27 protein-coding genes are annotated in these 24,932 nt (G+C 69.1%); 15 read left to right on the top strand and 12 right to left on the bottom strand.

Annotation, left to right across the window (positions count from 1 at the left end):
- The first annotated feature begins 29 nt into the window (after positions 1-29).
- Both eccD and mycP read left to right on the top strand, forming a co-directional pair.
- Positions 30-1,343 (top strand): type VII secretion integral membrane protein EccD, encoded by a 1,314-nt coding sequence (gene eccD, locus EL337_RS05815; RefSeq protein WP_048630108.1) that lies wholly within the window; start codon positions 30-32, stop codon positions 1,341-1,343.
- Positions 1,343-2,671 (top strand): type VII secretion-associated serine protease mycosin, encoded by a 1,329-nt coding sequence (gene mycP / locus EL337_RS05810; RefSeq protein ID WP_048630824.1) that lies wholly within the window; start codon positions 1,343-1,345, stop codon positions 2,669-2,671. Before eccD ends, mycP begins: the two co-directional genes overlap by 1 nt.
- Here the strand turns inward: mycP and eccB are convergent.
- Complete coding sequence (gene eccB / locus EL337_RS05805; RefSeq protein ID WP_048630107.1) at positions 2,636-4,021, bottom strand: type VII secretion protein EccB; 1,386 nt, start codon at positions 4,019-4,021, stop codon at positions 2,636-2,638. The genes mycP and eccB overlap by 36 nt on opposite strands.
- Positions 4,022-4,065: 44 nt before the next feature.
- Positions 4,066-4,617 (bottom strand): CGNR zinc finger domain-containing protein, encoded by a 552-nt coding sequence (locus tag EL337_RS05800; protein WP_048630106.1) that lies wholly within the window; start codon positions 4,615-4,617, stop codon positions 4,066-4,068.
- Between the two features lie 90 nt (positions 4,618-4,707).
- On the opposite strand from EL337_RS05800, the gene EL337_RS05795 reads away from it, so the two are divergent.
- The 4 genes from EL337_RS05795 (at position 4,708) to EL337_RS05780 (ending at position 7,794) form a co-directional block, all read left to right on the top strand.
- Positions 4,708-5,748: an EamA family transporter gene (locus EL337_RS05795; RefSeq protein ID WP_048630105.1), complete on the top strand. Its 1,041-nt coding sequence runs from the start codon at positions 4,708-4,710 to the stop codon at positions 5,746-5,748.
- A 70-nt stretch (positions 5,749-5,818) separates the two neighbouring features.
- Positions 5,819-6,409 (top strand): cutinase family protein, encoded by a 591-nt coding sequence (locus EL337_RS05790; RefSeq protein ID WP_109519768.1) that lies wholly within the window; start codon positions 5,819-5,821, stop codon positions 6,407-6,409.
- Between the two features lie 76 nt (positions 6,410-6,485).
- A complete protein-coding gene (locus EL337_RS05785; RefSeq protein WP_048630823.1) occupies positions 6,486-7,103 on the top strand; it encodes a cutinase family protein in 618 nt (205 codons plus the stop codon).
- A 28-nt stretch (positions 7,104-7,131) separates the two neighbouring features.
- Positions 7,132-7,794: a cutinase family protein gene (locus EL337_RS05780; protein WP_048630103.1), complete on the top strand. Its 663-nt coding sequence runs from the start codon at positions 7,132-7,134 to the stop codon at positions 7,792-7,794.
- Here EL337_RS05780 and truA read toward each other — a convergent pair.
- The 8 genes from truA to infA form a co-directional block, all read right to left on the bottom strand.
- Positions 7,791-8,693: a tRNA pseudouridine(38-40) synthase TruA gene (gene truA / locus EL337_RS05775; protein ID WP_109519738.1), complete on the bottom strand. Its 903-nt coding sequence runs from the start codon at positions 8,691-8,693 to the stop codon at positions 7,791-7,793. The genes EL337_RS05780 and truA overlap by 4 nt on opposite strands.
- Positions 8,677-9,273, bottom strand: a complete 597-nt coding sequence (gene rplQ, locus EL337_RS05770) for a 50S ribosomal protein L17 (RefSeq protein ID WP_048630101.1) — start codon at positions 9,271-9,273, stop codon at positions 8,677-8,679. The genes truA and rplQ overlap by 17 nt, the downstream gene beginning before the upstream one ends.
- Positions 9,274-9,359: 86 nt before the next feature.
- Positions 9,360-10,412: a DNA-directed RNA polymerase subunit alpha gene (locus tag EL337_RS05765; protein WP_048630100.1), complete on the bottom strand. Its 1,053-nt coding sequence runs from the start codon at positions 10,410-10,412 to the stop codon at positions 9,360-9,362.
- An 85-nt stretch (positions 10,413-10,497) separates the two neighbouring features.
- Complete coding sequence (gene rpsD / locus EL337_RS05760; protein WP_048630099.1) at positions 10,498-11,103, bottom strand: 30S ribosomal protein S4; 606 nt, start codon at positions 11,101-11,103, stop codon at positions 10,498-10,500.
- Positions 11,104-11,118: 15 nt separating this feature from the next.
- Entirely contained in the window at positions 11,119-11,532 is a 414-nt protein-coding gene (rpsK, locus tag EL337_RS05755) for a 30S ribosomal protein S11 (RefSeq protein WP_048630098.1), read from the bottom strand.
- 6 nt (positions 11,533-11,538) lie between these two features.
- The gene (rpsM, locus tag EL337_RS05750; RefSeq protein ID WP_048630097.1) at positions 11,539-11,913 is read right to left on the bottom strand and encodes a 30S ribosomal protein S13; all 375 of its coding nucleotides are present in this window, start codon (positions 11,911-11,913) and stop codon (positions 11,539-11,541) included.
- A gap of 159 nt (positions 11,914-12,072) precedes the next feature.
- Positions 12,073-12,186, bottom strand: a complete 114-nt coding sequence (rpmJ, locus tag EL337_RS05745) for a 50S ribosomal protein L36 (protein WP_003879483.1) — start codon at positions 12,184-12,186, stop codon at positions 12,073-12,075.
- 38 nt (positions 12,187-12,224) lie between these two features.
- Entirely contained in the window at positions 12,225-12,446 is a 222-nt protein-coding gene (gene infA / locus EL337_RS05740) for a translation initiation factor IF-1 (protein WP_003418601.1), read from the bottom strand.
- 263 nt (positions 12,447-12,709) lie between these two features.
- On the opposite strand from infA, the gene EL337_RS05735 reads away from it, so the two are divergent.
- From EL337_RS05735 to EL337_RS05725, 3 genes are read left to right on the top strand one after another with little or no spacing between them, the layout of a single operon-like run.
- Positions 12,710-13,264, top strand: coding sequence for a hypothetical protein (locus EL337_RS05735; RefSeq protein ID WP_048630096.1), 555 nt, complete (start codon positions 12,710-12,712; stop codon positions 13,262-13,264).
- A gap of 4 nt (positions 13,265-13,268) precedes the next feature.
- Positions 13,269-14,738, top strand: a complete 1,470-nt coding sequence (locus EL337_RS05730; protein ID WP_048630095.1) for a flotillin family protein — start codon at positions 13,269-13,271, stop codon at positions 14,736-14,738.
- A gap of 13 nt (positions 14,739-14,751) precedes the next feature.
- Positions 14,752-15,693, top strand: a complete 942-nt coding sequence (locus EL337_RS05725) for an alpha/beta hydrolase (RefSeq protein ID WP_048630094.1) — start codon at positions 14,752-14,754, stop codon at positions 15,691-15,693.
- Here EL337_RS05725 and EL337_RS05720 read toward each other — a convergent pair.
- The gene (locus EL337_RS05720; RefSeq protein ID WP_053086799.1) at positions 15,686-17,158 is read right to left on the bottom strand and encodes a bifunctional aminoglycoside phosphotransferase/ATP-binding protein; all 1,473 of its coding nucleotides are present in this window, start codon (positions 17,156-17,158) and stop codon (positions 15,686-15,688) included. The two genes, EL337_RS05725 and EL337_RS05720, sit on opposite strands and share 8 nt — an antisense overlap.
- Before the next feature lie 126 nt (positions 17,159-17,284).
- Between EL337_RS05720 and EL337_RS05715 the strand changes: the two genes are divergently transcribed.
- From EL337_RS05715 to EL337_RS05695, 4 genes are all read left to right on the top strand, one after another.
- The gene (locus EL337_RS05715) at positions 17,285-18,949 is read left to right on the top strand and encodes an NAD(P)/FAD-dependent oxidoreductase (RefSeq protein WP_048630822.1); all 1,665 of its coding nucleotides are present in this window, start codon (positions 17,285-17,287) and stop codon (positions 18,947-18,949) included.
- A gap of 180 nt (positions 18,950-19,129) precedes the next feature.
- Positions 19,130-20,599 (top strand): ATP-binding protein, encoded by a 1,470-nt coding sequence (locus EL337_RS05705; RefSeq protein ID WP_048630092.1) that lies wholly within the window; start codon positions 19,130-19,132, stop codon positions 20,597-20,599.
- A complete protein-coding gene (locus EL337_RS05700; protein WP_048630091.1) occupies positions 20,592-21,458 on the top strand; it encodes an LLM class F420-dependent oxidoreductase in 867 nt (288 codons plus the stop codon). The genes EL337_RS05705 and EL337_RS05700 overlap by 8 nt, the downstream gene beginning before the upstream one ends.
- Complete coding sequence (locus tag EL337_RS05695) at positions 21,455-22,312, top strand: LLM class F420-dependent oxidoreductase (RefSeq protein WP_048630090.1); 858 nt, start codon at positions 21,455-21,457, stop codon at positions 22,310-22,312. Before EL337_RS05700 ends, EL337_RS05695 begins: the two co-directional genes overlap by 4 nt.
- A gap of 3 nt (positions 22,313-22,315) precedes the next feature.
- Here the strand turns inward: EL337_RS05695 and EL337_RS05690 are convergent, their stop codons facing one another.
- Positions 22,316-23,023 carry an LpqN/LpqT family lipoprotein gene (locus EL337_RS05690; RefSeq protein ID WP_048630089.1) on the bottom strand — a complete coding sequence of 236 codons (708 nt, stop codon included), beginning with the start codon at positions 23,021-23,023 and terminating at the stop codon, positions 22,316-22,318.
- An 89-nt stretch (positions 23,024-23,112) separates the two neighbouring features.
- Here EL337_RS05690 and rfbB point away from each other — a divergent pair, with 89 nt between their 5' ends.
- Positions 23,113-24,120, top strand: a complete 1,008-nt coding sequence (rfbB, locus tag EL337_RS05685; RefSeq protein WP_048630821.1) for a dTDP-glucose 4,6-dehydratase — start codon at positions 23,113-23,115, stop codon at positions 24,118-24,120.
- Complete coding sequence (locus EL337_RS05680; protein WP_048630088.1) at positions 24,117-24,692, top strand: dTDP-4-dehydrorhamnose 3,5-epimerase family protein; 576 nt, start codon at positions 24,117-24,119, stop codon at positions 24,690-24,692. The genes rfbB and EL337_RS05680 overlap by 4 nt, the downstream gene beginning before the upstream one ends.
- Positions 24,693-24,932 lie beyond the last annotated feature (240 nt).

Genomic DNA, 24,932 nt, shown 5'->3' with positions numbered 1-24,932 from the left:
CACCAGCGCGGCCGGGTTAGCGTCGACCGGTGCGGGATACGTTGTGCCGACTGGCTGTTCACACCACCGAAACGGACGAGCCGACCACGGTGGAGCTGGTACTTCCGGCCCGGCACCCCCTGGGGGAATTGTTGCCCGCGATCGTCGACGCCGTCATCGGCGGTCCGGGGCGACCCCGCCACTGGTACCTGACACGTGTCGCAGGCGCCACCTTGGACACGTCGATATCGCTGCGGGACAACGCTGTCGACGACGGCGACACACTGGTCCTGGCGACGACGCGGATCGCGCGGCCACGCAGACTCCCCACCGAGGCCTGCGGCGTCGTCGCGGCCACCGCACCCGCCCGGCCGACCGCGCCGCGGCGAGGCACAGTGCTGGCGGGTGGTCTGGTTGCCGCAGCGCTGGGCGCGGCAGCACTGCTCCGATACGGTCTCGCCAGCCCGGGCGAATGGCCCCTCTGGTCCGCGGCGGGCCTGTCCGCAGCCGCGGCGGCGGGGTCGGTGGCCGTCGGCCGCAGCGACCGTCACCTCGCCGCGCTGCTCCACGGGTGGTCCGTCGTGTTCGCCGCCGCCACAGGCGTTCTGGCCATACCGGGCGCGGGATGGCAGTCGGTGTTCCTGCTCTCGGCGGCCGCCGCGTTCGCCATGTCGGCCGTGTTGCTGCGCGTCACACCGGGCGACGCCGTGTTGATCGCGTGCTCGGCGGCAACAGGTGCCATGGCCGCGTCGGCGGCAGTGTGCGCCACCGTGGCGCCGCAACCAGGTGTGGCCGGTGCGACGCTCGCGGTGCTGTCCCTCGGCGCACTGTCGTGGGCGCCGAAGCTCACGGTCGCCGCCGCCGGCCTCGGGCCGTCGCGTCACGATGCCGGCGCGCGTCGGGCCGCCGCAGCGCACCGCACACTCACCGGCCTGGTGGCGGGCTGGTCGGCCACGGCCGCACTCGGAGTCGCCGTGTCCGCTGCCGTGTCGATCCACACCGGCACGTCGTCGACTCTGGCCGCCGCCTTCGCCACGGATCTCGCGGTGGTGCTCCTTCTCCGGCAGCGGTGCCACGTCGACGGGTACCGGCGAGCCTGCCTCGCCACGGCCGGCGTCGCCGCGCTGGTGATGGCGGCGCTGGTCACGGTGGCCGCAGCGCCCGCGCAGGGATTCTGGATCAGCGTCGCCGCCGCCGTGGCCTGCGGCGCCGGTCTGCGACGGGGAGCCGACACATCGGCCGTACCGAACCCGCTGACACGCCGCATCATTCAGGTGACCGAGTACCTCGCCCTGGCGGCGGTGATCCCGCTGGCATTCTGGGTGACGGGGCTCTACGGCGTTGTGCGTGAGTGGAGTCTGTGATGGCGGCGCGAGCGCTGCGGGTGCTCTCGGTGGCCGCGCTCACCATGGTCGCGACGGCACCCACGGCGGACGCGGTCAGCCCGCCCCCGATCGACGAACTGCGCCTGCCTGCCGCGGGCCCGCCCGGCCCGGTGCATCCCACCGCTCAGCATGACGAGTGCGTCGCCACCCCGCCCGATGCCACGGCCGATCCCGGCCAACTCACCGGGATCGACCTGCGCAGCGTGTGGGCGCTCACCCGCGGCGCCGGTCAGACGGTGGCCGTGATCGATACCGGGGTGGCGCGACACCGGCGGCTGCCGCATCTCGTCCCTGGCGGGGACTACGTGTCCCGCCACGACGGCACCACCGACTGCGACGGCCACGGCACCATCGTCGCCGGGATCATCGGCGCAACGCCCGATTCGTCCGGCGCAGGGGGCTTCACGGGTATCGCGCCGGAGGTGTCCCTGTTGTCGATCAGGCAGTCCAGCAACAAATTTCACGCGATCGACGATGCCGGCGGGACCGGCGTCGGCGACGTGGAGACGTTGGCCGCGGCGGTGCGCACGGCCGCCGATCTGGGCGCGACGGTGATCAACATCTCGACGGTGGCGTGCGTGCCTGTCGGCGACCGACTCGAGGATCAGGCGCTGGGCGCCGCACTGGCCTACGCGGTCGACGTCAAGAACGTCGTCGTGGTGAGCGCCGCAGGGAATGTCGGTGGCCCGGGGCCGTGCACGCAGCACAACCCGCGGGACGTCGCCGAGGCCGGCCAGGTGGCCATGATCGTGAGCCCGTCCTGGTACGACGACTACGTCCTCACCGTGGGTTCGGTTGGAATCGACGGCACACCTTCGGACTTCAGTCTGGCCGGGCCGTGGGTCGACGTCGCAGCTCCCGGCGAGGGAATCGTCTCGCTCGCGGCCACGGGTGATGGGTTGGTCGACGTCGCACCGTCGGGGTCGACGATCTCCGGGACCAGCTACGCCGCCCCCGTCGTCACCTCCGTTGTGGCCCTGGTGCGCGCCCGCTGGCCCGAACTGACGGCGCGGCAGGTCATGGCGCGCGTCGAGGACACCGCGCACCGTCCGCCCGCGGGCTGGGACCCCGTCGTCGGGCACGGCGTCGTCGACGCACTCGCGGCGATCAGCCGTCCCGGCACCGCGGAGACGGTGCGTGCCACCACGACACAGGTCAGCACCGACACCGCCGAGGCCACCGACCGGTCCCACCACACGGCGATCCGCGGTGCCGTCGCACTTGTGGCGCTCACCGCCTGTGTCGCACTGACGTCCGCGATGACCGGCCGGCTACGGCGACGTGCCGATCACGTCACCGGCGACTGAGGCAGCCCGCCGGCTGAGTTCCGGGCCGCGGGGCAGCCGCGCCAGCACCGGCCACGGCGCAGGCACCGGGGGACCTGCCAGGCCCAGGACAGCGGCGGTGTCGGCATCCCACATGCCATGGATCACACCGGAATCGGTAACCAGGAACAGGGACGCGGTGTTCTCCCCGGCGCCGGTGACACCGACCGACTGGACGAACGCGCTGCGGCCGGCCGGCACGGCCACACCGTCGAGAGCGGGACCGTCGCCGTCGGCCTGCGCGAGCGCGACCGGCCGGACGCCCGGCACCTCGCCGGCCGCGAGAATCGTGGTGTGTGAGGCCGTGTCACCGGGCTCCGGATTCCACTGCGCGCACACGACGGGCGCCGCGTCCACCCCGCCGCTGTCCGGGAACGTCGCCACCGGCAGTGAGGTGATGACGGGCAATGCGCCGACGACATCGGCCGACACCGCAGGAATCTCTTCCCGGATGCGCCCGTCGGTGTAGCGGATCAGATCCGCGGCGACCTCACCGATGCGTTGCAGGCCGTCGGCCAGCACCACGTAGTAGTCGGCCGCACCGCCGTCGGCCTGCGGAACCTTCACGACGGTGCCGACGGGGCGACCGGACAGTGCAGCGGGTCCCGGCGTCCCCACGTCCGGGATGCGGGGCGGCTCGATCGCCGGGGCCTCAGGGATCGCGTCCAGCACGATCGGGGAAATCTGCTGTGGCACAACGCCGTCGATGCGCAGCGCGCGGACGACGGCGGGGTGACGCAGGTCGACGCGGGCCCGCCAGCCGTCGTGCAGCAGGTACGTCTCCGCGGCGCTGCCCCCGCGTGGCGTCACCAACACGCTGGAACCGGGCGCCGTGTCCGCGTCCGGTCCGACGGTGACCGTGGTGCGGCCGTCCTCGTCGTCGCACACGGTCCAGACCGCTTCGCCGGCGGGCAGCGGTGGGGAAATCCGGGCCGGCGCGCCGGGAATGCCCATCTGCGGCCCGCGGTCGGCGCCATCGATCGCACGCTGCGAGACCACCCGCGGTTCGGCCGCGCTGCCGACGATCAAGCGGGCCGAGGCCAGGTTGACGACCGGATGCAGGACGCCGTCGACCCGGGCGTACATCGCGCCGGACTCGCGAGCCACCACGATCGGCGCATCCCCGAGGCTGCCCCCCGGTCGCACGAAAGCCAGTACCGCGCAGGCTGTTACGGCGATCGCCGCCAGCACCGCACCCGCCGCCAACGACAGCGACTGCGCGCGCAGAGGGTCGTCGATCATCCGGACGTCCCCGCGCACCAGCGCGTGCTCCATCCGGCGTGCCAGGAAGCGGTGCCCGCTGACCTGAAGACGCGTGGTCGGTTGTGCCATCACTCCCCCTCGGCCAGCGTAGCGGCGACGCTGGAGGGGTCAGATCACTTGTTGGAGCGGCGTTCCCGATAGGCGGCGACGTGCTGACGGTTTCCGCAGTTGCCGGTGTCGCAGAACTTGCCCGACCGGTTGCGGGACAGGTCGACCAGGGTCGCGTGGCAGTCCGGGGCATCGCAGATCTTGAGCCGTCGCAGCTCCCCTGCGCGCACGATGTCGGCCAGCGCCATCGCCATCTCGGCGCCCATGCGCTGCCACAGCGGGTCGTGGATGGACGCGAGGTGCAGATGCCACTCCGGCATCTCGGCGTGGCGCGTCAGCCACGGCGAGGCCCTGGTGTCCGACAGCAACGCGTTGACCTGACCGACCACGCGGGCTTCGTCGTCGGCCGACTCCCAGATCCGGCCAAGCCGGGCCCGCAGCTGGTGCACCGACTCCAGCTCGGCGGCGTCGTGGTCCCGCCTGCCCGTCCACCCGAAACCGTCGAGGTACGCGTCGAGGGCCGCGAGGTCGCCCAACTGCTCGCCGTCCACCCGGTCGCTGTTGATCAGGACACTGGCCGCGCGCAGTGTGAGCTCGGTGTCATGAGTGAAAAGCATTTGACCCGTGACTCCCCTCGGCTGTAATGTCATGACCGAACTTCAGTTTACTCATGTCGTCCCTAGTCAGAAGCGCGGAGGTGTTCACCCATGGCTGCCATCGAATCAACACAGGCCCGGGCGGACCACTTCCGCTCCGGACTGCTGTTCGCGATCGGGTCCGCCCTGGCGTTCGGCTCCTCGGGCCCGTTCGCGAAATCGCTGATGGAGGCCGGCTGGAGCCCCACCGCCGCCGTGACTGCCCGGCTCGCGGGTGGCGCGCTGGCCATGGCGGTGTTCGCCACGATCGCGCGACCCGGCTGGCTCCGCGAGGCGCGCGGGCACGTGCAGACGATCGTGCTGTACGGCCTGGTGCCGATCGCCGGTGCCCAGCTGTTCTACTACAACGCCGTCTCCCATCTGTCGGTCGCCGTCGCGCTGCTGCTCGAATACACCGCGCCGATCATCGTCGTCGGCTGGCTGTGGGCGACCACGCGCACGCGGCCCACCTCCCTGACACTCGGCGGCGTCGTGCTCGCGGTGGCCGGAATCATGCTGGTGCTCGGCGTGTTCGGGCCCGGCGGGCTCGCGGCGGCACACATCAACGTCGTCGGCGTCGGCTGGGGACTGGCCGCGGCGGTCTGCGCGGCCTGCTACTTCCTGATGTCGGACAAGGCAGGTGCAGAAGGCCCCGACGGGCAGACGCCCGTGCATCCGATCACCCTCGCCGCGGGCGGGCTGATCGTGGGCGCCCTCGCGGTGGCCGCGCTCGGCATGACCGGGGTCATGCCGCTGGTCTTCACCGCCAACGACGCCGTGGTGGCCGGCTGGGCCACGTCCTGGATCGTGCCCGTGGTGGCACTGGCACTGATCCCGACGGCGATCGCGTACACCCTCGGGATCGTGGGCATCGCCCGGCTCCGGCCCCGCTTCGCGTCACTGGTCGGACTGTCCGAGGTGATGTTCGCCGTGCTCGCGGCATGGGTCCTGCTCGGCGAGGCGGTGACCGTCAGTCAGGGCATCGGCGGCGTGATCGTGCTCGTCGGGCTGGCGCTGGCCCGCCTGGGTGACCGCGGCGAACTCGCCGCCGACACCGTGACGTGGCCGGACGCGCCGGTGGTCGGCGGACTCACCCCGGCGAAACTGGATTGAGCTTTCCGCTAGGACAGCTAACATTGCCGGGGTGAAGACCATCGCCGCAGCCCTGCTCGCCGCAGCCCTGATGATCGCCCCGACCGCGGTCGCCCCGGCTGCCCAGGCCCAGGGGTGCCCCGACATCGAGGTGGTGTTCGCCCGCGGCACCGATGAACCACCCGGCCTTGGTCGCGTCGGCTCGGCCTTCGTCGACTCGTTGAGCGGTCGCGTCGGCGGCCGGTCGGTCGGCTCGTATGCCGTCGTCTACCCGGCGACGTTCGACTTCCTCGCCGCGGCGGGCGGCGCCAACGACGCCAGCGCCCACATCCAGTACATGATGGCCAACTGCCCGCAGACCCGGCTGGTGCTGGGCGGCTACTCGCAGGGCGCCGCGGTCATCGACGTCATCGCCGCGGTTCCGTTCCCGGCCGTCGGTTTCACCAACCCGCTGCCGCCGAACGCGCCCGACTTCGTGGCCGCCATCGCACTCTTCGGCAACCCGACCACCAAGGTCGGGCTGCCGATCACCGCCAGCCCGGTGTGGGGGTCGCGCTCGATCGACCTGTGCAACGGTGCCGACCCGGTGTGCTCGGGCGGCGACGACATTGCCGCCCACAGCAACTACGGGCCCGCCGGGTTCGCCGACCAGGCCGCGGCATTCGTCGCCGGCCGGCTGTGAACCGGCTGTGCGATACGGTGGTCGGGTGCTTTCTGAACGACTGAGCCGCCGGATCGTCGCGGCCACGGCCGCCGCGCTGGCGCCCATCGCAGCCGTCGCCGTCCTGCCCGCCGGCACAGCCGCGGCCCAGCCCTGCCCCGACGTCGAGGTGGTGTTCGCCCGTGGCACCAGCGAGCCCCCCGGCGTCGGACGCGTCGGCCAGGCTCTGGCGGACCAGCTGAGGAACCAGCTCGGCGGCCGCACGGTGGGCACCTACGGCGTGAACTACCCCGCCAGCTACGACTTCCTGTTCACCGCGGACGGGGCTGCCGACGCCACCGGACGTATCGCCCTGATGGCGGCGCAGTGCCCCGGCACCCGCATCGTGCTCGGCGGGTACTCGCAGGGCGCGGCCGTGGTGGACATGCTCGCCGGCGTGCCGCCGCTGGGAAACCGCATCGGTGACATCGGCTCCGCACCGCCGCTCCCCGGCGGATTGACCGGGAACGTCGCCGCCGTCGCAGTCTTCGGAAATCCTTCCGCGAAGTTCGGGAGCCCGCTGTCACGCAGCGGATCGTTCGCTGGGAAGGCGCTGGACCTGTGTGCCGACGGTGACCCGATTTGCTCAGATGGTCGCAACCCGTTCGCCCACACCCATTACGAGTCGTCGCCGTTCATCGGCCAGGCTGCCGGGTTTGCCGCAGGCCGGGTCTGAATGTCCGCGGGCAATTAGGATCGGCGAAGTGATCCGTCAGCTGCGAAGATTCCGAGTTCCCGCGTTGTTGGCTGCGCTCGTGTTGAGCGCGGCTTCGCTGGTCCTGCCCCCCGCCGCGTCGGCGCAGTCCTGCCCCGACGCCGAACTCATTTTCGCCCGCGGGCGCATCGAGTCGCCCGGCGCAGGAATCATCGGCAATGCGCTCATCAGCGCGATACGGAACAAGACCAGCAAGGATATCGATCTGTACGCGGTGAAGTATCCCGCCGACACCCAGATCGACATCGGCGCCAACGACATGAGCCAGCGCATCCAGTACATGACGGCCAATTGCCCCGACACCCGCCTGGTGCTCGGCGGCTACTCCCTCGGCGCCGCGGTCACCGACGTCGTCATCGCCGTTCCGATCGCCGCCTTCGGCTTCAAGTCCCCGCTGCCCGACGGCGCCGACCGGCACATCGCTGCGGTGGCCCTGTTCGGCAACGGCAGCCAGTGGGTGGGCCCGATCGCGAACTTCACCAACCCCGCGCTGCGCGATCGAATCGTCGAGCTGTGTCACGGCGATGACCCGATCTGCAACCCCACGGCGCCCGAGAACTGGCAGGACAACTGGCCCGCCCACCTGGCCTCCGCCTACGTCAACGCCGGCATGGTCAATCAGGCCGCCGACTTCATCGTCGGCAGGATCTAGAGCTCGTCCGGCGTCCGCACGTCCCGCGTCACCAGGGTTCGGGCGGCAAGTTCGTCATCGGCCGGATAGTCCACCCCGACCAGCGTGAGCCCGCGCGCCGGGGCGGCCGCGAAGTCGCTGCGCCGCCGTGTCGAATCCAGCAGTGCGGCAAGCCACGCCGCATCGCGACGGTGCTCGCCCACGGCGGTCAGCGCGCCGACGAGCGAACGCACCATGTTCCAGCAGAACGCGTCGGCGCTGACGTGCACCGAAATCCGGTCTCCTGTCCGCACGCAATCCAGCCGCTGGAGTTCCCGGATCGTCGTCGCGCCGTCGCGGTGACGGCAGAACGCGGCGAAGTCGTGCAGGCCCACCAGGTGCCGCGCCGCGTCGGCCATCGCGTCCACGTCCAGGTCCCGGGGCCACGCCGTGACAAACCGCGAGTCCTGCGGATCGACCCCGTACTGCGCCGTGGACAGCCGGTAGATGTAGTGGCGGCGCAGCGCCGAGAATCGGGCATCGAATCCCGCTGCGGCGCGGCTGATCTCACGGATCCGGACATCCTCGGGCAAGAGGCGCCCAAGCCGCCGGACCAGCGGTGCGAACTCGGTGGCGTCCGGGCGCACCGTGCGGGGATAGGCATGCGGAAGCGCGCCCTCGGGGATGTCGACATGGGCGACCTGGCCGCTGGCGTGCACACCGGAATCGGTGCGTCCGGCCGCACGGGTGCGCACCGGCGTGCGGAACACCGTCGACAGCGCGTCCTCGATGGCGCCGGCAACGGTCCGCTGCCCGTCCTGCGTTGCCCACCCCGCGAATTCGGTTCCGTCGTAGGCGATGTCGAGCCGGAGACGAACAAACCCGCCACCGGAATCGGTGGCGGGCATGTTCACGACGTTGTCGCTAGGACTTCTTGTCATCCTCGGCTTCAGCCTCGGCCGAGGCCTCGTCGGTCGCGGACTCGGTACCGGGCGTCTCCACCTCGGCCTCGTCGGCGATCGGAGTCTCCTCGACGGCCTCGACCTCGTCGGCGCTGGGGCCTTCGGTCACCTCGGGCTCGACGGCGGCCTGCGGAGCGGCGGCAGCCGCGACCTTCTGGGCGCCGGCAGAGCGCCGGGCACGGTTGGCCTCCGACGTCACCGTCTTCTCCCGCACCAGCTCGATGACCGCCATCGGGGCGTTGTCGCCCTTGCGGTTCTCGACCTTGATGATGCGGGTGTAGCCACCGGCACGATCCGAGAAGAACGGTCCGATCTCGGCGAACAAGACGTGGACGATGTCCTTGTCGCGGATCTTCTTCATCACCTCACGCCGGTTGTGCAGCGTGCCCTTCTTGGCGTGGGTGATGAGCTTCTCCGCGTACGGACGCAGCGCCCGTGCCTTCGGCTCGGTCGTCTTGATGCGGCCGTGCTCGAACAGCGCGGTGGCCAGGTTGGCCAGGAGCGCCTGCTGGTGCGAGGACGACCCGCCGAGGCGAGGACCCTTTGTGGGTTTGGGCATTGCGACTATCTCCTAATGGGGCCGGTCCCCGTATCAGGTAGGACCGGGACGGATCGGGCGGGTGAAACTGGGTGGGACAACCCTGGTTAGAGCTGTTCGGTTTCGGCGTAGTCCTGGTTGTCTTCCAGGTCGTAGCCGGCGTCACTGTTCCAGGTGCCAGTGGCGACGTCGTAGCCGGCCACCTCGGACGGGTCGAAGCTGGCCGGGCTGTCCTTGAGGGACAGACCCAGCTGGTGCAGCTTGATCTTCACCTCGTCGATGGACTTCTGACCGAAGTTACGGATGTCCAGCAGATCGGACTCCGTGCGGGCCACGAGCTCGCCCACCGTGTGCACACCCTCGCGCTTGAGGCAGTTGTACGACCGCACCGTGAGGTCCAGATCGTCGATCGGCAGCGCGAAGTGCGCGGCCTGATCGGCCTCGGCCGGCGACGGGCCGATCTCGATGCCCTCGGCCTCGATGTTGAGTTCCCGTGCCAGACCGAACAATTCGACCAAGGTCTTACCGGCGGACGCGAGCGCGTCGCGCGGGGTGATCGAGTTCTTGGTCTCGACGTCGAGGATCAGCTTGTCGAAGTCGGTGCGCTGCTCGACACGGGTGGCCTCCACCTTGTAGGTGACCTTCAGGACCGGGCTGTAGATGGAATCGACCGGGATGCGGCCGATCTCGGCGCCGGAGGCCTTGTTCTGCACGGCAGGCACGTAGCCGCGGCCGCGCTCGACGACGAGCTCGACCTCGAGCTTGCCCTTGTCGTTCAGGGTGGCGATGTGCATGTCGGGGTTGTGCACCGTGACACCGGCGGGCGGCACGATGTCTCCCGCGGTGACCTCACCCGGTCCCTGCTTGCGCAGGTACATGGTGACCGGCTCGTCCTCCTCGGACGAGACGACGAGGCCCTTGAGGTTCAGGATGATGTCGGTGACGTCTTCCTTCACCCCGGGCACGGTGGTGAACTCGTGCAGCACACCGTCGATGCGGATGCTCGTCACTGCGGCGCCCGGGATGGACGACAGCAGCGTGCGACGCAGCGAGTTGCCGAGGGTGTAGCCGAATCCCGGCTCCAGCGGCTCGATGACGAACTGCGAGCGGTTCTCGGCGAGAACCTCTTCGCTCAGGGTGGGGCGCTGTGAAATCAGCATGGTGTTCTTCTATCTCCTTCTCGGCAACCGCTATTTGATGCCGATAGACGAACCTGTTCCCGGCTGGTTCGCCGGGACAGGGTTACTACTTCGAGTAGAGCTCGACGATGAGCTGCTCGGTGAGCGGGATGTCGATCTGCGCACGCTCGGGCAACTGGTGCACGAGGATCCGCTGACGCTCGCCGACGACCTGCAGCCAGCCCGGAATCGGGCGCTCGCCGGCAGTCTGGCGGGCCACCTCGAACGGCAAGGTGTTGATCGACTTGTCCTTGATGTCGATGATGTCGTACTGCGAGACCCGGTAGCTGGGGACGTCGACCTTCACACCGTTGACGGTGAAGTGGCCGTGGCTGACCAGCTGACGCGCCATGCGACGCGTCCGGGCCAGGCCCGCGCGGTACACGACGTTGTCCAGCCGGCTCTCCAGGATGCGCAGCAGGTTGTCACCGGTCTTGCCCGGAAGACGGTTGGCCTCTTCGTAGTAACGGCGGAACTGCTTCTCCATCACCCCGTAGCTGAAGCGGGCCTTCTGCTTCTCCTGCAGCTGCTGGCGGTACTCGCTCTCCTTGATCCGCGCGCGGCCGTGCTGACCGGGCGGGTAGGGGCGCTTCTCGAAGGACTGGTCTCCACCGACGAGGTCGACGCCGAGACGACGCGACTTACGGGTGACGGGTCCGGTATAACGAGCCATTTCTCTCTATCTCCTCTAGACCCGGCGCCGCTTGGGCGGACGGCAACCGTTGTGCGGCTGCGGGGTGACATCGGCGATCGCGCCCACCTCGAGGCCGGCGGCCTGCAGTGAACGGATGGCGGTCTCACGACCCGAACCCGGGCCCTTCACGAAGACATCGACCTTCTTGACGCCGTGCTCCTGCGCCTTGCGGGCAGCGTTCTCGGCGGCCAGCTGGGCGGCGAACGGGGTGGACTTACGCGAGCCCTTGAAGCCCACGTGGCCCGAGGATGCCCAGGCGATGACGTTGCCCTGCGGATCCGTGATCGACACGATCGTGTTGTTGAACGTGCTCTTGATGTGCGCGGCGCCGTGCGGGACGTTCTTCTTTTCCTTGCGACGGGTCTTCTGCCCCTTCTTGGGGGCGCCGCCCTTCTTTGCTTGTGCCATCCGGGGTTACCTGGCCTTCTTCTTGCCGGCGATGGTGCGCTTGGGGCCCTTGCGGGTGCGCGCATTGGTCTTGGTCCGCTGACCGCGCACCGGCAGGCCGCGGCGGTGCCGCAGGCCCTGGTAGCAGCCGATCTCGATCTTTCGGCGGATGTCGGCCTGAACCTCGCGGCGCAGATCACCTTCCACCTTGAGGTTGCCCTCGATGTAGTCGCGCAGCTGGGTCACCTGGTCGTCGGTGAGGTCCTTGGTGCGCAGGTCCCGGCTGATGCCGGTGCCTTCCAGGATTTCCTGGGAGCGGGTACGGCCGATGCCGTAGATGTAGGTCAGCGCGATCTCCATGCGCTTGTCGCGCGGAAGATCAACGCCCATGAGACGTGCCATCAGGCAGTGTTCCTTTTCTCTGCGGAGGTCTGATCCCAGTCCGTTCCCGGTCTCTTGCCGGGGCCCGGCCTCCGTGCCGGGCGTGATCGAGGGCCGTATGCCCTCAGTGGTGCTGGGAGTTCATCATTCAGTTGTGGGTACTGCTCCGGTCGGGCCTGATCAGCCCTGCCGCTGCTTGTGGCGCGGATCGGAGCAGATCACCATGACCCGCCCATGCCGGCGGATCACCCTGCACTTGTCGCAGATGGGCTTGACGCTCGGGTTCACCTTCACGGCTCGTTCGATCCTTCTCTAGCGCTGTTCTGGGGGACTTACTTGTAGCGGTACACGATGCGGCCACGGGACAGGTCGTAGGGCGAGAGCTCCACCACGACGCGGTCCTCGGGGAGGATGCGGATGTAGTGCTGCCGCATCTTTCCGCTGATGTGGGCGAGAACCTTGTGTCCGTTCTCCAGCTCAATGCGGAACATCGCATTGGGCAGGGGTTCGACCACGCGACCCTCGACCTCTATGGCACCGTCTTTTTTGGCCATACTGTGTAACGATCCTTGCTTTTGTTTCGTATCGGCTTGCTGGCCTGCGCGGCGCAGCCTTCGATCCGACTTGACAACGTGGGCCGGAGCCGGGGAATTCCCTGCTCAACGCAGGTCACCCGATGGGGCACGCAAAAAGTCGGCGCGCAAGTCGCACCGTTGATCCATGGTACTCGCAGACGGGCCCTGCCCAAAATCTACGCAGAACGCCACCGGCAGGGGTGCGAAGATCATGGTGTGAACCCGGCCCGTTTCGCACTCTCGTGACTGCGGTCTATCTCGCCGCCTTCGGCATCGGCGGTGTCGCCGTGCTGACCGCCCTGCTGGTGGCCGACTTCGATCTGGGCGCGGACTCGGGGGCAGGGTTCGGCCACGACGGCCTGCCGTTCCTGAGCTTGACCAGTCTGGCCGCCGGCCTGCTGGGCGGCGGCACCGGGGGCCTGATCGCCACGTGGCTGGGCATGGGCACGCTGGGCGCGGCGATGGTGGCCGTGGGCAGCGGGATGGTTCTGATCGCCGCACTGCAGGGCGTGGTGGTGCCGCTGCTGCGCAGGCAGCAGTCGAACTCCCAGCGGGGCCGGGCCTCCTACATCGGTCTGCTGGGCACCGTCACGCTCGACGTCCCGGCCGATGGCTGGGGTGAGGTCGCGTTCGTCGACGCCGACGGCAACCGCGTGCGCGCCAGGGCCGTCACCGCCGAACCGCAGCTGCTGCCGAAGTCCACCCAGGTCTACATCGCCGACGTCGACTCCGACTACGTCCACGTCGTGACCACTCCCGGCGCGAACCCCGAACCGCCCCTCCCCGGAAGGAACTGAGCCGATGTCTGTCCTGATGATCATCATCGTCGCAGCGATCGCGGCTTTTCTACTGTTCGTCGCGCTGCCGATCGTGTACGTGAAGAACTACATCAAGGTGCCACCCAATGAAGTGGCGGTGTTCACCGGTCGCGGGACGCCGAAGGTGGTGCGTGGCGGCGCTCGATTCCGGGTCCCCGGCATCGAGCGCGTCGACATCATGAGCCTGGAGCCGTTCAACGTCAGCATCAATCTGCAGAACGCGCTGTCCAACAATGGGGTCCCGGTCAACGTCGAGGCCGTCGGGCTGGTGCGCATCGGCTCGTCCGAGGAGGCGGTGCAGACCGCGGTGCAGCGGTTCCTGACCTCCGACCTCAACGAGCTGCAGCGGCAGATCAACGAGATCCTCGCGGGCAGCCTGCGCGGCATCACCGCCACGATGACCGTCGAGGACCTCAACTCCAACCGCGACACCCTAGCCCGCAGCGTCGTCGAGGAAGCGGGCGGCGACCTGGCACGCATCGGCATGGAGGTCGACGTCCTCAAGATCGCCGGGATCTCGGACCGCAACGCCTACCTGGAGTCGCTGGGCCAGCGCCGGATCGCCGAGGTCAAACGCGACGCGGCCATCGGTACCGCCGAGGCGGAGCGCGACGCGCAGATCCAGTCCGCGAAGGCGCGGCAGGCGGGGTCGGTCGCCCAGGCCGAGGCCGACACCGCGATCGCCACCGCCAACCAGCGCCGCGACGTCGAGCTGGCCCGGTTGCGCGCCCAGACCGAAGCCGAGAACGCCCAGGCCGACCAGGCCGGTCCGTTGGCCAACGCCCGCGCGCAGAAGGACGTCGGCATCGCCGTCGAACAGGCCGAGGCGGCCCGCGTGGAGGCGCGCATCGCCGTCGAACAGCGCCGCAGCGAACAGGCGATTGCGTCGCTGCAGGCCGACGTCATCGCCCCGGCCGAAGCGCAGCGGCAGGCCGACATCGCGCGCGCCGAAGGCGCACGCCAGGCCGCGATCCTGGGCGCGCAGGCCAAGGCCGAGGCCGCTCGCCAGGCCGGTGAGGCCGAGGCCGACGCGCGTAAAGCCGCCGCCGACGCCATGCGGGTGGAACGTCAGGCCGAGGCCGACGGCATCCAGGCCAGGCTGGTGGCCGAGGCCGTGGGCAAGAAGGAGATCGCTTCGGCGCTGAACGCCTACTCCCCCGAGGCCGCACGCCTGCTGACACTGCCCGATGTGCTGGCGGCGGTGGTCAAGGCCACCGAGGCCGCGGCCATACCGCTGTCGGAGATCGAGCGGCTGTCCATCATCGGCGGGGCGTCGGACGCCCAGGACGCGGTCGGTGGTCTGCTCGGTGTCAGCCCGCTCGCGGTGGCCAAGATCGTCGAGACGCTGAAGTCCTCGGGCATCGACCTCGCGGCGATGCTGAACCGGGCACCGGAGCCGGCGCGGCCCGCGGAGCCGCCCACACCTGAGGTCGACGGCGCGACGCTGCCCTGACGGGCCAGTGCAGATGGACGCAACCGGTCCCCCGCGATCGGACTACACCGAGCACGCGGTGTCGTTCACCAGCGCGGGCTCGCGGATCGGCGGCGTTCTCTACCAACCCAGCGGCCAACGCCGTCACCCGTGTGTCGTGTTCGCACACGGCTTCTCGGGAACGATGGACTGGATCCTCCCCGACTTCGCCGCCGCGTTCGCCGCCAGCGGTCTCGCGGTGCTGATCTTCGACTACCGCCATTTCGGGGCCAGCGAGGGAGAGCCGCGACAGCTCGTCGACACGAGCCTGCAGCTCGCCGACATCCGGGCGGCACTGGACTATGTCAGAGGCCGCCACGACATCGACGGCGCGCGGATCGCCCTGTGGGGTACGTCGTTGGGTGGCAGCCACGTCATCGACATCGCGGCCGCCGACCCACGCATTGCCGCGGTGGTGGCGAATGTGCCTGCGCTGGACATGTACTGGGGCCTGAGGGGCCGTTTCCGGCCGGCCACCCACCGCCCCGGAGTGGTACGCACCGTCGTCGCCACCCTCAGATTGACGGCCGCAGCCGTCCTGGACGAGTTACGCGGACGGCTCGGTCTCTCGCCGCACTATCTGGCCGTGTACGGGCAACTCGGCCGATCCGTGTTCAGCGACCCGGCCCTGGCCCGCCGATTCCGCGAGGTGGAATCGAACGCGCCGACGTGGCGCAACTCCGTCACACCCCGTTTCCTCCTGCACGCGCCCCGGTACCGGGACGGCACCGTCGAGCGCATCCGGTGTCCGGTGCTGGTGACCCTCGCACGGGACGACGCCACGATCTCCACGCCGTACCTCACGCAGAAACTCCGGAATGTCCCTGGGGTGGAGATCAGGCAGTACCCCGTCGGACACTTCGACGTCTACCACGACGGGGCCCGGGACGACATCGCCCGGGATCAACGCGATTTCCTGCTCCGCCACCTCAGATAGCGCGACGACAGATCTCCCGCGCCTCGGCCACCGAGTCCGCCACGGGCCGCGACGTGTCGAGCGCGTGCGCCGTCGGCCACCCCGCTGCCGGGTCGCCCAGCTCTGCCGCTATCGACGGTGTCGCGTCCGAGGCGGTGGGCCCCCGGGCCGCGATCCGGCGCCCCGCCTCCGAAAGCGGCAGCGCGCAGCAGAACTCGACGATCGAGGAGTAGGTCTCCGCGGCCACGGTGTGGGCCCGTTGCCGGTGGTCGGCGGTGCGCCACGTGCCGTCCAGGATCACCGAGTGCCCCGCGCCGAGCCACGTGTGAGCTCGCCGCAGCACCTCGTCGTAGACCACCGAAACACTCTCCGGCGCATACAGTCCCGCGTTGAGCTCGCCGGTCCGGCCATGGACCGCACCGGCCTGGAGGAGCTCGCGGCGCACCTCGTCGGTGGAGATCACCTGGGCGTCCAGCTGCTCGGCGAGCGCGCGGGCAACGGTCGTCTTGCCGGTGCCCGGCCCCCCGCCGACCACGACCAGTTGCACGGAAGCCGATGTCAGGTGCTCGTGCGCGATCGCCATATGACGCCCGGCGTCGACCTTGGCCTCGGCGTGGCCCTGCAGCACCCGGATGCAATCCACCTTGGCCCGGACCACGGCGCGGTACGCGATGCACATGTGGCGCAGCGACGGGGCCGAGGTGTCCTCGGCGCGACGGCAGTACTCGTCGAGGAACAGATCGGCGAGATCCCGGCGGCCGAGGAACTCCAGATCCATGGCCAGGAACGCGGCGTCGTCGATCCCGTCGACGTAGCGGAGCAAGTCGTCGAATTCCAGGCAGTCCAGCAACATCGGTCCCTCCGGCGTGCAGAAGATGTCCTGGGCCAGCAGATCTCCGTGACCGTCGACAACGCGGTCAGCGGCGATCCGCTGCCGGTACAGCAGGTCCCGGCCCGCCAGGTATTGCGTTGCCAGCCGGGTGATCTCGGTGACCTGCCGGTCGTCGACGACCGTGCCGACGTGGTGCCGCAGCGCGGCGAGGTTCTGGTGCCACCGGGCGGACAAGGCGGCGGCGGTGGCCTGGGCGTCGACCGAGGGGCCCCGCTCCGCACCGGCGTGGAACCGGGCTAGGGTCTGCGCGATCGACATCAGCCACCTGTGCACGTCGGCTCCCGACCGCACCAGTTCCGACAGCCGCTGCGAGTCCGGATACCTGCGCATCACGACGACGGGTTCCGGCTCACCCGCCGGTGGCCGGAGGTGCCCCACCCCGAAGTACGCCGAGGGCGCGAGCCTGCGGTTGAGCTCCACCTCGCGGCGACAGACCGACTCCCGCGTCCGGGCCGCGCTGAAGTCGAGGAAGTCCGTCACCACCGGCTTCTTGAGCTTGTAGGCGCGGTCACCGACCAACACGACCAGTCCGGTGTGCGTCTCGTGCACCTCGGCACCGAGATTCCCCGCGATCGTGCCGACCGTCGTCGTCAAGTGAACTCCCTCGTCGTCCCCCGTCGCCACCGACCGTAGGGCCGCGCCTGCGCCGCCGGAAGGGCCCAAATGCCCTTCTGCCGCCGACCCAGATTTCCGCTGGACAATGGGCGCATACTTGTGGTGATGACTGGACCAGAACACCAGCCCCGCAAGCCTGTGATCTTGACCGTCGACGACGACCCCGCGGTCTCGCGTGCCGTGGCCCGCGACCTTCGTCGGCACTACGGCGAGAAGTACCGCATCGTCCGAGCGGAGTCAGGCCCCGACGCGCTGGAGACGTTGACCGAACTCAAGTTGCGCGGCGAGACGGTGGCGGTGTTCGTCGCCGACTACCGGATGCCCCAGATGAGCGGAATCGAGTTCCTCGAAGCGGCGATGGACATCTTCCCGATGGCGCGCCGCGTGCTGCTCACCGCGTACGCCGACACCCACGCCGCGATCGACGCCATCAACGTCGTCGATCTGGATCACTACCTGCTCAAGCCGTGGGACCCGCCGGAGGAGAAGCTCTACCCGGTGATCGACGCGCTGCTGGAGGCGTGGCGCTCCACCGGTGACCGTGCGATCCCGCACACCAAGGTCATCGGGCATCCATGGAACGCGCGGTCGTCGGAGGTTCGCGAGTTCCTCGCGCGGAACCGCTTGTACTACACCTGGTTCCGATCCGATGAGCCCAAGGGCGCGCAGTTGCTGGAGGCGGCGGGCCAGGACGGCCTGACGCTGCCCGTGGTGATCACCGAGCAGGGCGAGACGCTGGTCGACCCCACCGACACCGAACTGGCCGCCACCCTGGGGCTGACCACCACGCCCGCCGAGGACTTCTACGACCTCGTGGTGATCGGTGGTGGACCCGCGGGTCTGGCCGCCGCGGTCTACGGAGCCTCCGAAGGCCTCAAGACCGTGCTCATCGAGCGCACCGCCACCGGCGGTCAGGCCGGGCAGAGTTCGCGCATCGAGAACTACCTGGGCTTCCCGGACGGTCTGTCGGGGTCGCAGCTGGCCGAGCGGGCCCGGAGGCAGGCCGAGAAGTTCGACGCCGAGCTGATCACGGCCGCCGAGGTCACCAAGCTGGAGATCGACGGCGTCGCCCGGACCGTGCATCTGTCCGACGGGCGCACGATCGGCACCCGCGCGGTGATCCTGGCGATGGGTGTCGAATACCGGCAGCTGTCGGCCGAGGGCTGTGACGGCCTGACAGGTGCCGGCGTGTACTACGGGGCCAACGCGTCGGTGGCCGCCGAGTGCGACGACGACGAGGTGTACGTCATCGGCGGCGCCAACTCGGCGGGCCAGGCCGCGATGTTCCTGTCGCGCACCGCCAAAGCGGTCAACATCGTCATCCGCCGCACGCTCGAAGACTCCATGTCGCACTACCTGATCCAGCAGATCAGGGCGCAGGACAACATCAAGGAGCTGCCGAACACGGTCGTGCACGCCGTGAAGGGTGACGGCCACCTGGAAGGCATCTGCCTGGAGAACACCAAGACCGGTGAGCGCGAGGAGTTCACCTGCGGACGGATGTTCATCTTCATCGGCGCCGAACCCCGCACCGAATGGCTGGAGGGTGTCGTCGTCCGCGACGACCACGGCTTCATCCTGGCGGGGCCGGACCTGCGCAACATCAGCGGATGGACGCTGGAGCGGCCGCCGCATCACCTCGAATCCAGCGTGCCCGGGGTGTTCGTCGCCGGCGATGTGCGCGCCGACTCGGCCAAGCGGGTGGCGGCAGCCGTCGGCGAAGGGTCGATGGCGGTGATGCTGGTGCACCGCTACCTGGCCGAGACGTAGCCGTGGCAGCCACCTGCAACATCGAGGAGCCCGCGGCACGCATCGTCGACCGCCGGGGCGGCAGCCTGTGGGCGGAATCAAAGCCCGGCGACAGGCGTTTCATTACTTCACTGCCGTTACCGCCCCCGACCGCCGAACCCGCGGACACCAGGACCACAGCAGGGCCTAGGAAGGACCACCATGGGTGAAAAGTGTCTGCCAGACGAACTGCGCAGCCTGTTCCTGTTCGAGGCGTTGACCGACGACCAGCTGCAGACACTCTGCGAGAACGGCCACATCGCGACCTTCGAACCCGGCCCGATCCACAAGGAGGGCGAGCCTGCGACGTGCTTTTACGTCCTCATCGAGGGCGAACTGGTGATGTCCAAGCGCTCCGGCGGCGTCGACATCGAAACCAACCGCACCTCGCAGCGCGGTGTGTACTGCGGCGCGTGGTCGGCCTACATCCCCGGTGAGGAGCACCTGTACCAGGCGTCGGTACGGGTGACGCGGCCGTCGCGGTTCTTCGTGCTCGACGCGTCCGCGTTCGCGGCGTTCATGCAGAAAGAGTTCCCGATGGCGGTGCACCTGCTTGAGGGGCACATGGTCGGCGGGCTGCGGCAGCGTCAGATCCTGGGCCAGCGGGAGAAGCTGCTGGCGCTGGGACAGCTGTCGGCGGGGCTGACCCATCAGCTGAACAACCCGGCGGGTGCCACGGCGCGCGCCGTCGCCGATCTGCGCGAGGGTGTCGGCAAGATGCGGCACAAGCTGGCCATGCTGGCCGACGGCAAGTTCACCCCCGCAGCGCTCAAGGTGCTGGTGAGCATCCAGGACGAGGTCGCCGAACAGGTGGCCAAGTCGAAGTCTCAGGAGCTGTCGGCGCTGGAGACCTCCGATCGGGAGGACCAGATCGGCGACTGGCTCGAAGACCACAACATCTCGTCGGCCTGGGACTACGCACCCACGTTCGTCGAGGCCGGCCTCGACGTGGACTGGCTGGAGCGGGTGGAGGCCTCGATCGACGACGTCGACTGCTCGGCCACGCTGCCGGGCGCGATCGGCTGGCTGAAGTACACGATCGACAACGAGCTGCTGATGAACCAGATCGCCGAGGCCAGCAAGCGGATCTCGGCGCTGCTGGCCGGGGCCAAGCAGTACTCCCAGATGGACCGCGCGCCCTACCAGAGTGCTGACGTGCACGAGCTGCTGCACAGCACGCTGATGATGTTCGGCGGCAAGATCGGCAAGGACAACCCGGTCAAGCTGGTCAAGGAGTACGACAAGACGATCCCCGAATTGCTCTGCTACCCCGGCGATCTCAACCAGGTGTGGACCAACATCATCGACAACGCCATTCAGGCGATGAACGGCCACGGCACGCTGTCGATCCGCACCGCATGGGAGCACGAGAGCATGGTCCGCGTCGAGATCAGCGACGACGGTCCCGGCATCCCCGAGGACATCATCGAGCGGATCTTCACGCCGTTCTTCACGACGAAGCCGTTCGGCGAGGGCACCGGTCTCGGGCTGGACCTGGCGTGGCGCATCGTCGTCGAGAAGCACCGCGGCAACCTGTCGGTGCAGTCGGAACCGGGCAAGACCACGTTCATCGTGTGCCTTCCGCTGGAGGCGCCGGCCCCGGAACAGACCGCTGACATCTCCGGTGAGTGACGCTGCGGTGAAGGACACGAAGCCCGATCTGGGCACCTTCGGATCGTTCGGCCTCAAGGTCACCCCGCAGCAGGCCACCGACATCGAGGCGCTGGGTTACGGCGCCGTGTGGGTGGGCGGGTCGCCTGCCGCAGAGCTCGACTGGGTCGAGCCGCTCCTGGCCGCCACCACGACGCTGCAGGTGGCCACCGGGATCGTCAACATCTGGACCGCGGCGGCCGGTCCGGTCGCCGAATCGTTCCACCGCATCGAGGCGGCGCACCCCGGCCGGTTCCTCCTCGGTGTCGGGGTCGGCCACCCCGAGGCCCATCAGGAGTACGTGAAGCCGATCGACGCGCTCACCGGCTATCTGGACAAGCTCGACGAGTACGGGGTGCCGCGCGGCCGACGTGTCGTCGCCGCACTGGGACCCAGGGTGCTGAAGTTGTCGGCGGCACGCTCGGCGGGGGCGCATCCGTACCTGACCACGCCGGAGCACACCGCCCGCGCCCGGGAACTGATCGGCCCCGAGGCGCTTCTGGCTCCCGAACACAAGGTGGTACTGACGACCGATCCCGAGCGCGCACGGGAAGTGGGCCGGCGCGCACTGGACGTCTATCTCAACCTGGCCAACTATCTCAACAGCTGGAAGCGTCTCGGGTTCAGTGATCAAGACGTGGCGAAACCGGGTAGTGACCGACTGGTGGACGCCGTTGTCGCGTATGGCAGCGTCGACGCCATCGCGGCCCGGCTCTCCGAGCACCTCGACGCCGGCGCCGACCACGTGCCGGTGCAGGTGCTGACCGGCTCCGAAAAGCTGGTGCCGGCATTGGCCGAGCTGGCCGGGCCGTTGGGCCTGCAGACGAAGGAGCAGACATGACCGACACCGAAGGACCGTCGCTGAAGCCCGCCCAGGGGCGTTTCGGGGTGTGGACCGGTTCGCCGGTGACACCCGATCAGGCCGTGCAGATCGAGAAGTTGGGCTACGGCACCGTGTGGGTGGGCGCCTCCCCCGCGGCCGACCTGGCGTTCGTCGAACCGATCCTGGAGAAGACGGAGACACTCCAGGTGGCGACCGGCATCGTCAACATCTGGACCGCGGACGCGGACGAGGTCGCGGAGTCCTATCACCGGATCGAGAAGGCGTTCCCCGGGCGGTTCCTGCTCGGGGTCGGCGTCGGACATCCCGAGCACACCCAGGAGTACACCAAGCCCTATCAGGCGCTGGTGGAGTATCTCGACAAGTTGGACGCGGCCAAGGTACCCACCAGCCGCATGGTTATCGCCGCGCTGGGACCCAAGGTGCTGCAGTTGTCCGCCCAGCGCAGCGCCGGCGCACACCCGTATCTGACCACCCCGGTACATACCGGTCAGGCCCGCGAATTGCTGGGCCCGACAGTCTTTCTCGCGCCCGAGCACAAGGTGGTGCTGACCAACGACGCCGACAGGGCGCGCGAGATCGGCCGCAAGACGGTCGACTTCTATCTCGGCCTGTCGAACTACGTGAACAACTGGAAGCGGCTCGGGTTCACCGACGAGGACCTGACGCGCCCCGGCAGCGACCGCTTCATCGACGCGGTCGTCGCGTACGGGTCGCCCGAGGAGATCGCAGAGCGGGTGAGCGAGCACCTGGCGGCAGGCGCCGACCATGTCGCGATCCAGGTGCTCGGCGGGGACGACGAACTGATCTCCACGCTGGAAGAACTGGCAGGCCCGCTCGGGATCGCCGACTGACGATCAGGGCTGGATGGTCGTCTCGTTGTCGATGACGGTCATCGCGTCGATGAGCGCCTGTTGCTGCTCCACCGGTCCCTGCGCATCCAGGGCCAGCAGGTAGGTAACCTCCGGGCCGGGGATCACCACGGTCTTGCGGGCGATGAAGTTCGGTACGCCGTCGAGCACCGCGGTGCCCGCGATCGCCGACGCCTGGAACCCGCCCAGTGTGCTCGGCTGCCCAGCGGCGGGACCTTCCCAGCCGGGCGTCCGGGTCACCGCGTTGGGCGAGAGCTCGAGGATCGTGGCGGGGTCGAAGTCGCCGCCTTCCAGCCGCGCCATCCTGGCGAGGATGGCCGGTGGGTTGGGGGTGTCCTTCGCCGACTCCAGGTAGATGGCGCCGTAGGCGTCCTGCGGGGTGTCGCCGCCGACATCGGCCCAGCCCGGCGGCATCGGGAGGTTCAGCCTGGGAGCTGCAGGGTCGTCGCGCGTGACGATGGTCTGGGTGACGCCCTGCGCGGTCAGGTACTCCGCGACCGTCTGACTGTCGGCGCCCGCCGCGCTCGTTTCGGTGGCCTCGCCGGCCTCGGTGGTCGTCTCCTCCGCCGAGGACGCCGACGCCTGCGCGGAAGTGCCCGGCGGATCGTCGCCGCCGGACCCGCAGCCCGTCAGGGCCAGGCCCACGACAACCGCTGCTGCGGCGAGGACGCTCGTTGCCGTCGATGTGCGCATGTCAGGTCCCCCTGTGTCACGACGTGTGTCCCAGGAGAACACAGTCTGGCGGCGGTTCAAGATCGTTTGGACAGATAGGGTCGGTGGTCATGCGACTGCTGGTAACCGGTGGCGCGGGGTTCATCGGCGCCAACTTCGTCGCGAGCACCGTGCGTGATCGCCCGGACGTCGAGGTGACGGTGCTCGATGCGTTGACCTACGCCGGTAGCCGGGAATCCCTGGCCGCTGTCGAGTCCGCAATCCGGCTGGTTCAGGGTGACATCACCGACGCCGGCGTCGTGACCAAGCTGGTGGCCGAGTCCGATGCGGTGGTGCACTTCGCGGCCGAGACGCACGTGGACAATGCCCTGGCCGACCCCGAGCCGTTCGTCCGCTCCAACGTCATCGGGACGTTCACCGTGCTGGAGGCGGTGCGGCACGCTTCTGCTTCACACGCCGTGCGCCTGCACCACGTGTCCACCGACGAGGTGTACGGCGATCTGCCGCTCGACGAGCCGTCCCGGTTCACCGAGTCGACCCCGTACAACCCGTCCAGCCCATACTCGTCGACGAAGGCCGCCGCCGACATGCTGGTGCGGGCGTGGGTGCGGTCCTACAAGGTCGCGGCGACCATGTCGAACTGCTCCAACAACTACGGCCCGTTCCAGCATGTGGAGAAGTTCATCCCGCGCCAGATCACCAACGTGCTGACCGGCCGGCGTCCCAAGCTGTACGGCACCGGAGCCAACGTGCGCGACTGGATCCACGTCGACGACCACAACAGCGCGGTGTGGCGGATCCTCACCGACGGCGCGATCGGTCGCACCTACCTGATCGGAGCAGACGGGGAACGGGACAACCTGTCGGTGATGCGGATGATCCTGCGGCTGATGGACCTTCCCCCAGACGCATTCGACCACGTCACCGACCGGGCCGGCCACGATCTGCGGTACGCCATCGACCCGACTCCGCTGCGCGACGAATTGGGCTGGCGGCCTGCCCACACCGACTTCGAGGCCGGGTTGCGGGACACGATCTGCTGGTATCGGGACAACGAATCATGGTGGGGCCCTTTGAAAGACCAGGTGGAGGCGAAGTACGAGGGGCGCAGGCAGTGAGCACCCGCGAGCTTGCGATCCCCGGCGCATGGGAGATCACCCCGGTCGTTCACGCCGATCAGCGGGGCGCATTCTTCGAGTGGTTCACCGACCGCGAGTTCACGTCCATCGCGGGGCACGGCCTGGATCTGCGGCAGGCCAACTGCTCGGTATCCGGCGCGGGTGTGCTCCGCGGCGTCCACTTCGCCCAGGTGCCACCCGGACAGGCCAAGTACGTGACCTGCGCCCGCGGTTCCGTCGTCGACGTGGTGGTCGACATCCGGGTCGGATCCCCGACATTCGGCGCATGGGACGCGGTGACGCTGGACGACAGCACGCACCGGTCGGTCTACCTGTCCGAGGGACTCGGGCACGCATTCCTTGCGCTGGAAGACGATTCGACGGTGATCTACCTGTGTTCGGCCGGCTACGACCCGGCGCGGGAGCACACCATCAGCGCCCTCGACCCGGCCCTGGCCATCGACTGGTCCGCGCTGGGTTGGCCCGGCGAGCTGATCCTGTCCGACCGCGACCGCGACGCGCCAACGCTGGAGCAGGTGCGCGCCGACGGGCTCCTTCCCAGCTGGGAGTAGTCGAGGTCCAGGAGGCCCGCCGATGAGCATCGGGAAAAGGCCTGACCAACCGCCGGTGTTCGCCGAACCATATTACTGACGGTGAAGTAAATTTATTGTCAGGGTTGTCGTCGAAACAGGAGTTGAGGTCAATGGGAACCACCCCGGGTTCGGCACGGCGTGCAGCAGCGTTGGGTACGTTCGCTGTAACCTTCGGGCTGGGATTGGCGGTAGCGACCGGAACGGCGGGGGTAGCCGCAG

The sequence above is a fragment of the Mycolicibacterium aurum genome (assembly GCF_900637195.1).
Lineage (GTDB): Bacteria > Actinomycetota > Actinomycetes > Mycobacteriales > Mycobacteriaceae > Mycobacterium > Mycobacterium aurum.
This window is presented reverse-complemented; position numbering and strand designations above follow the sequence as displayed.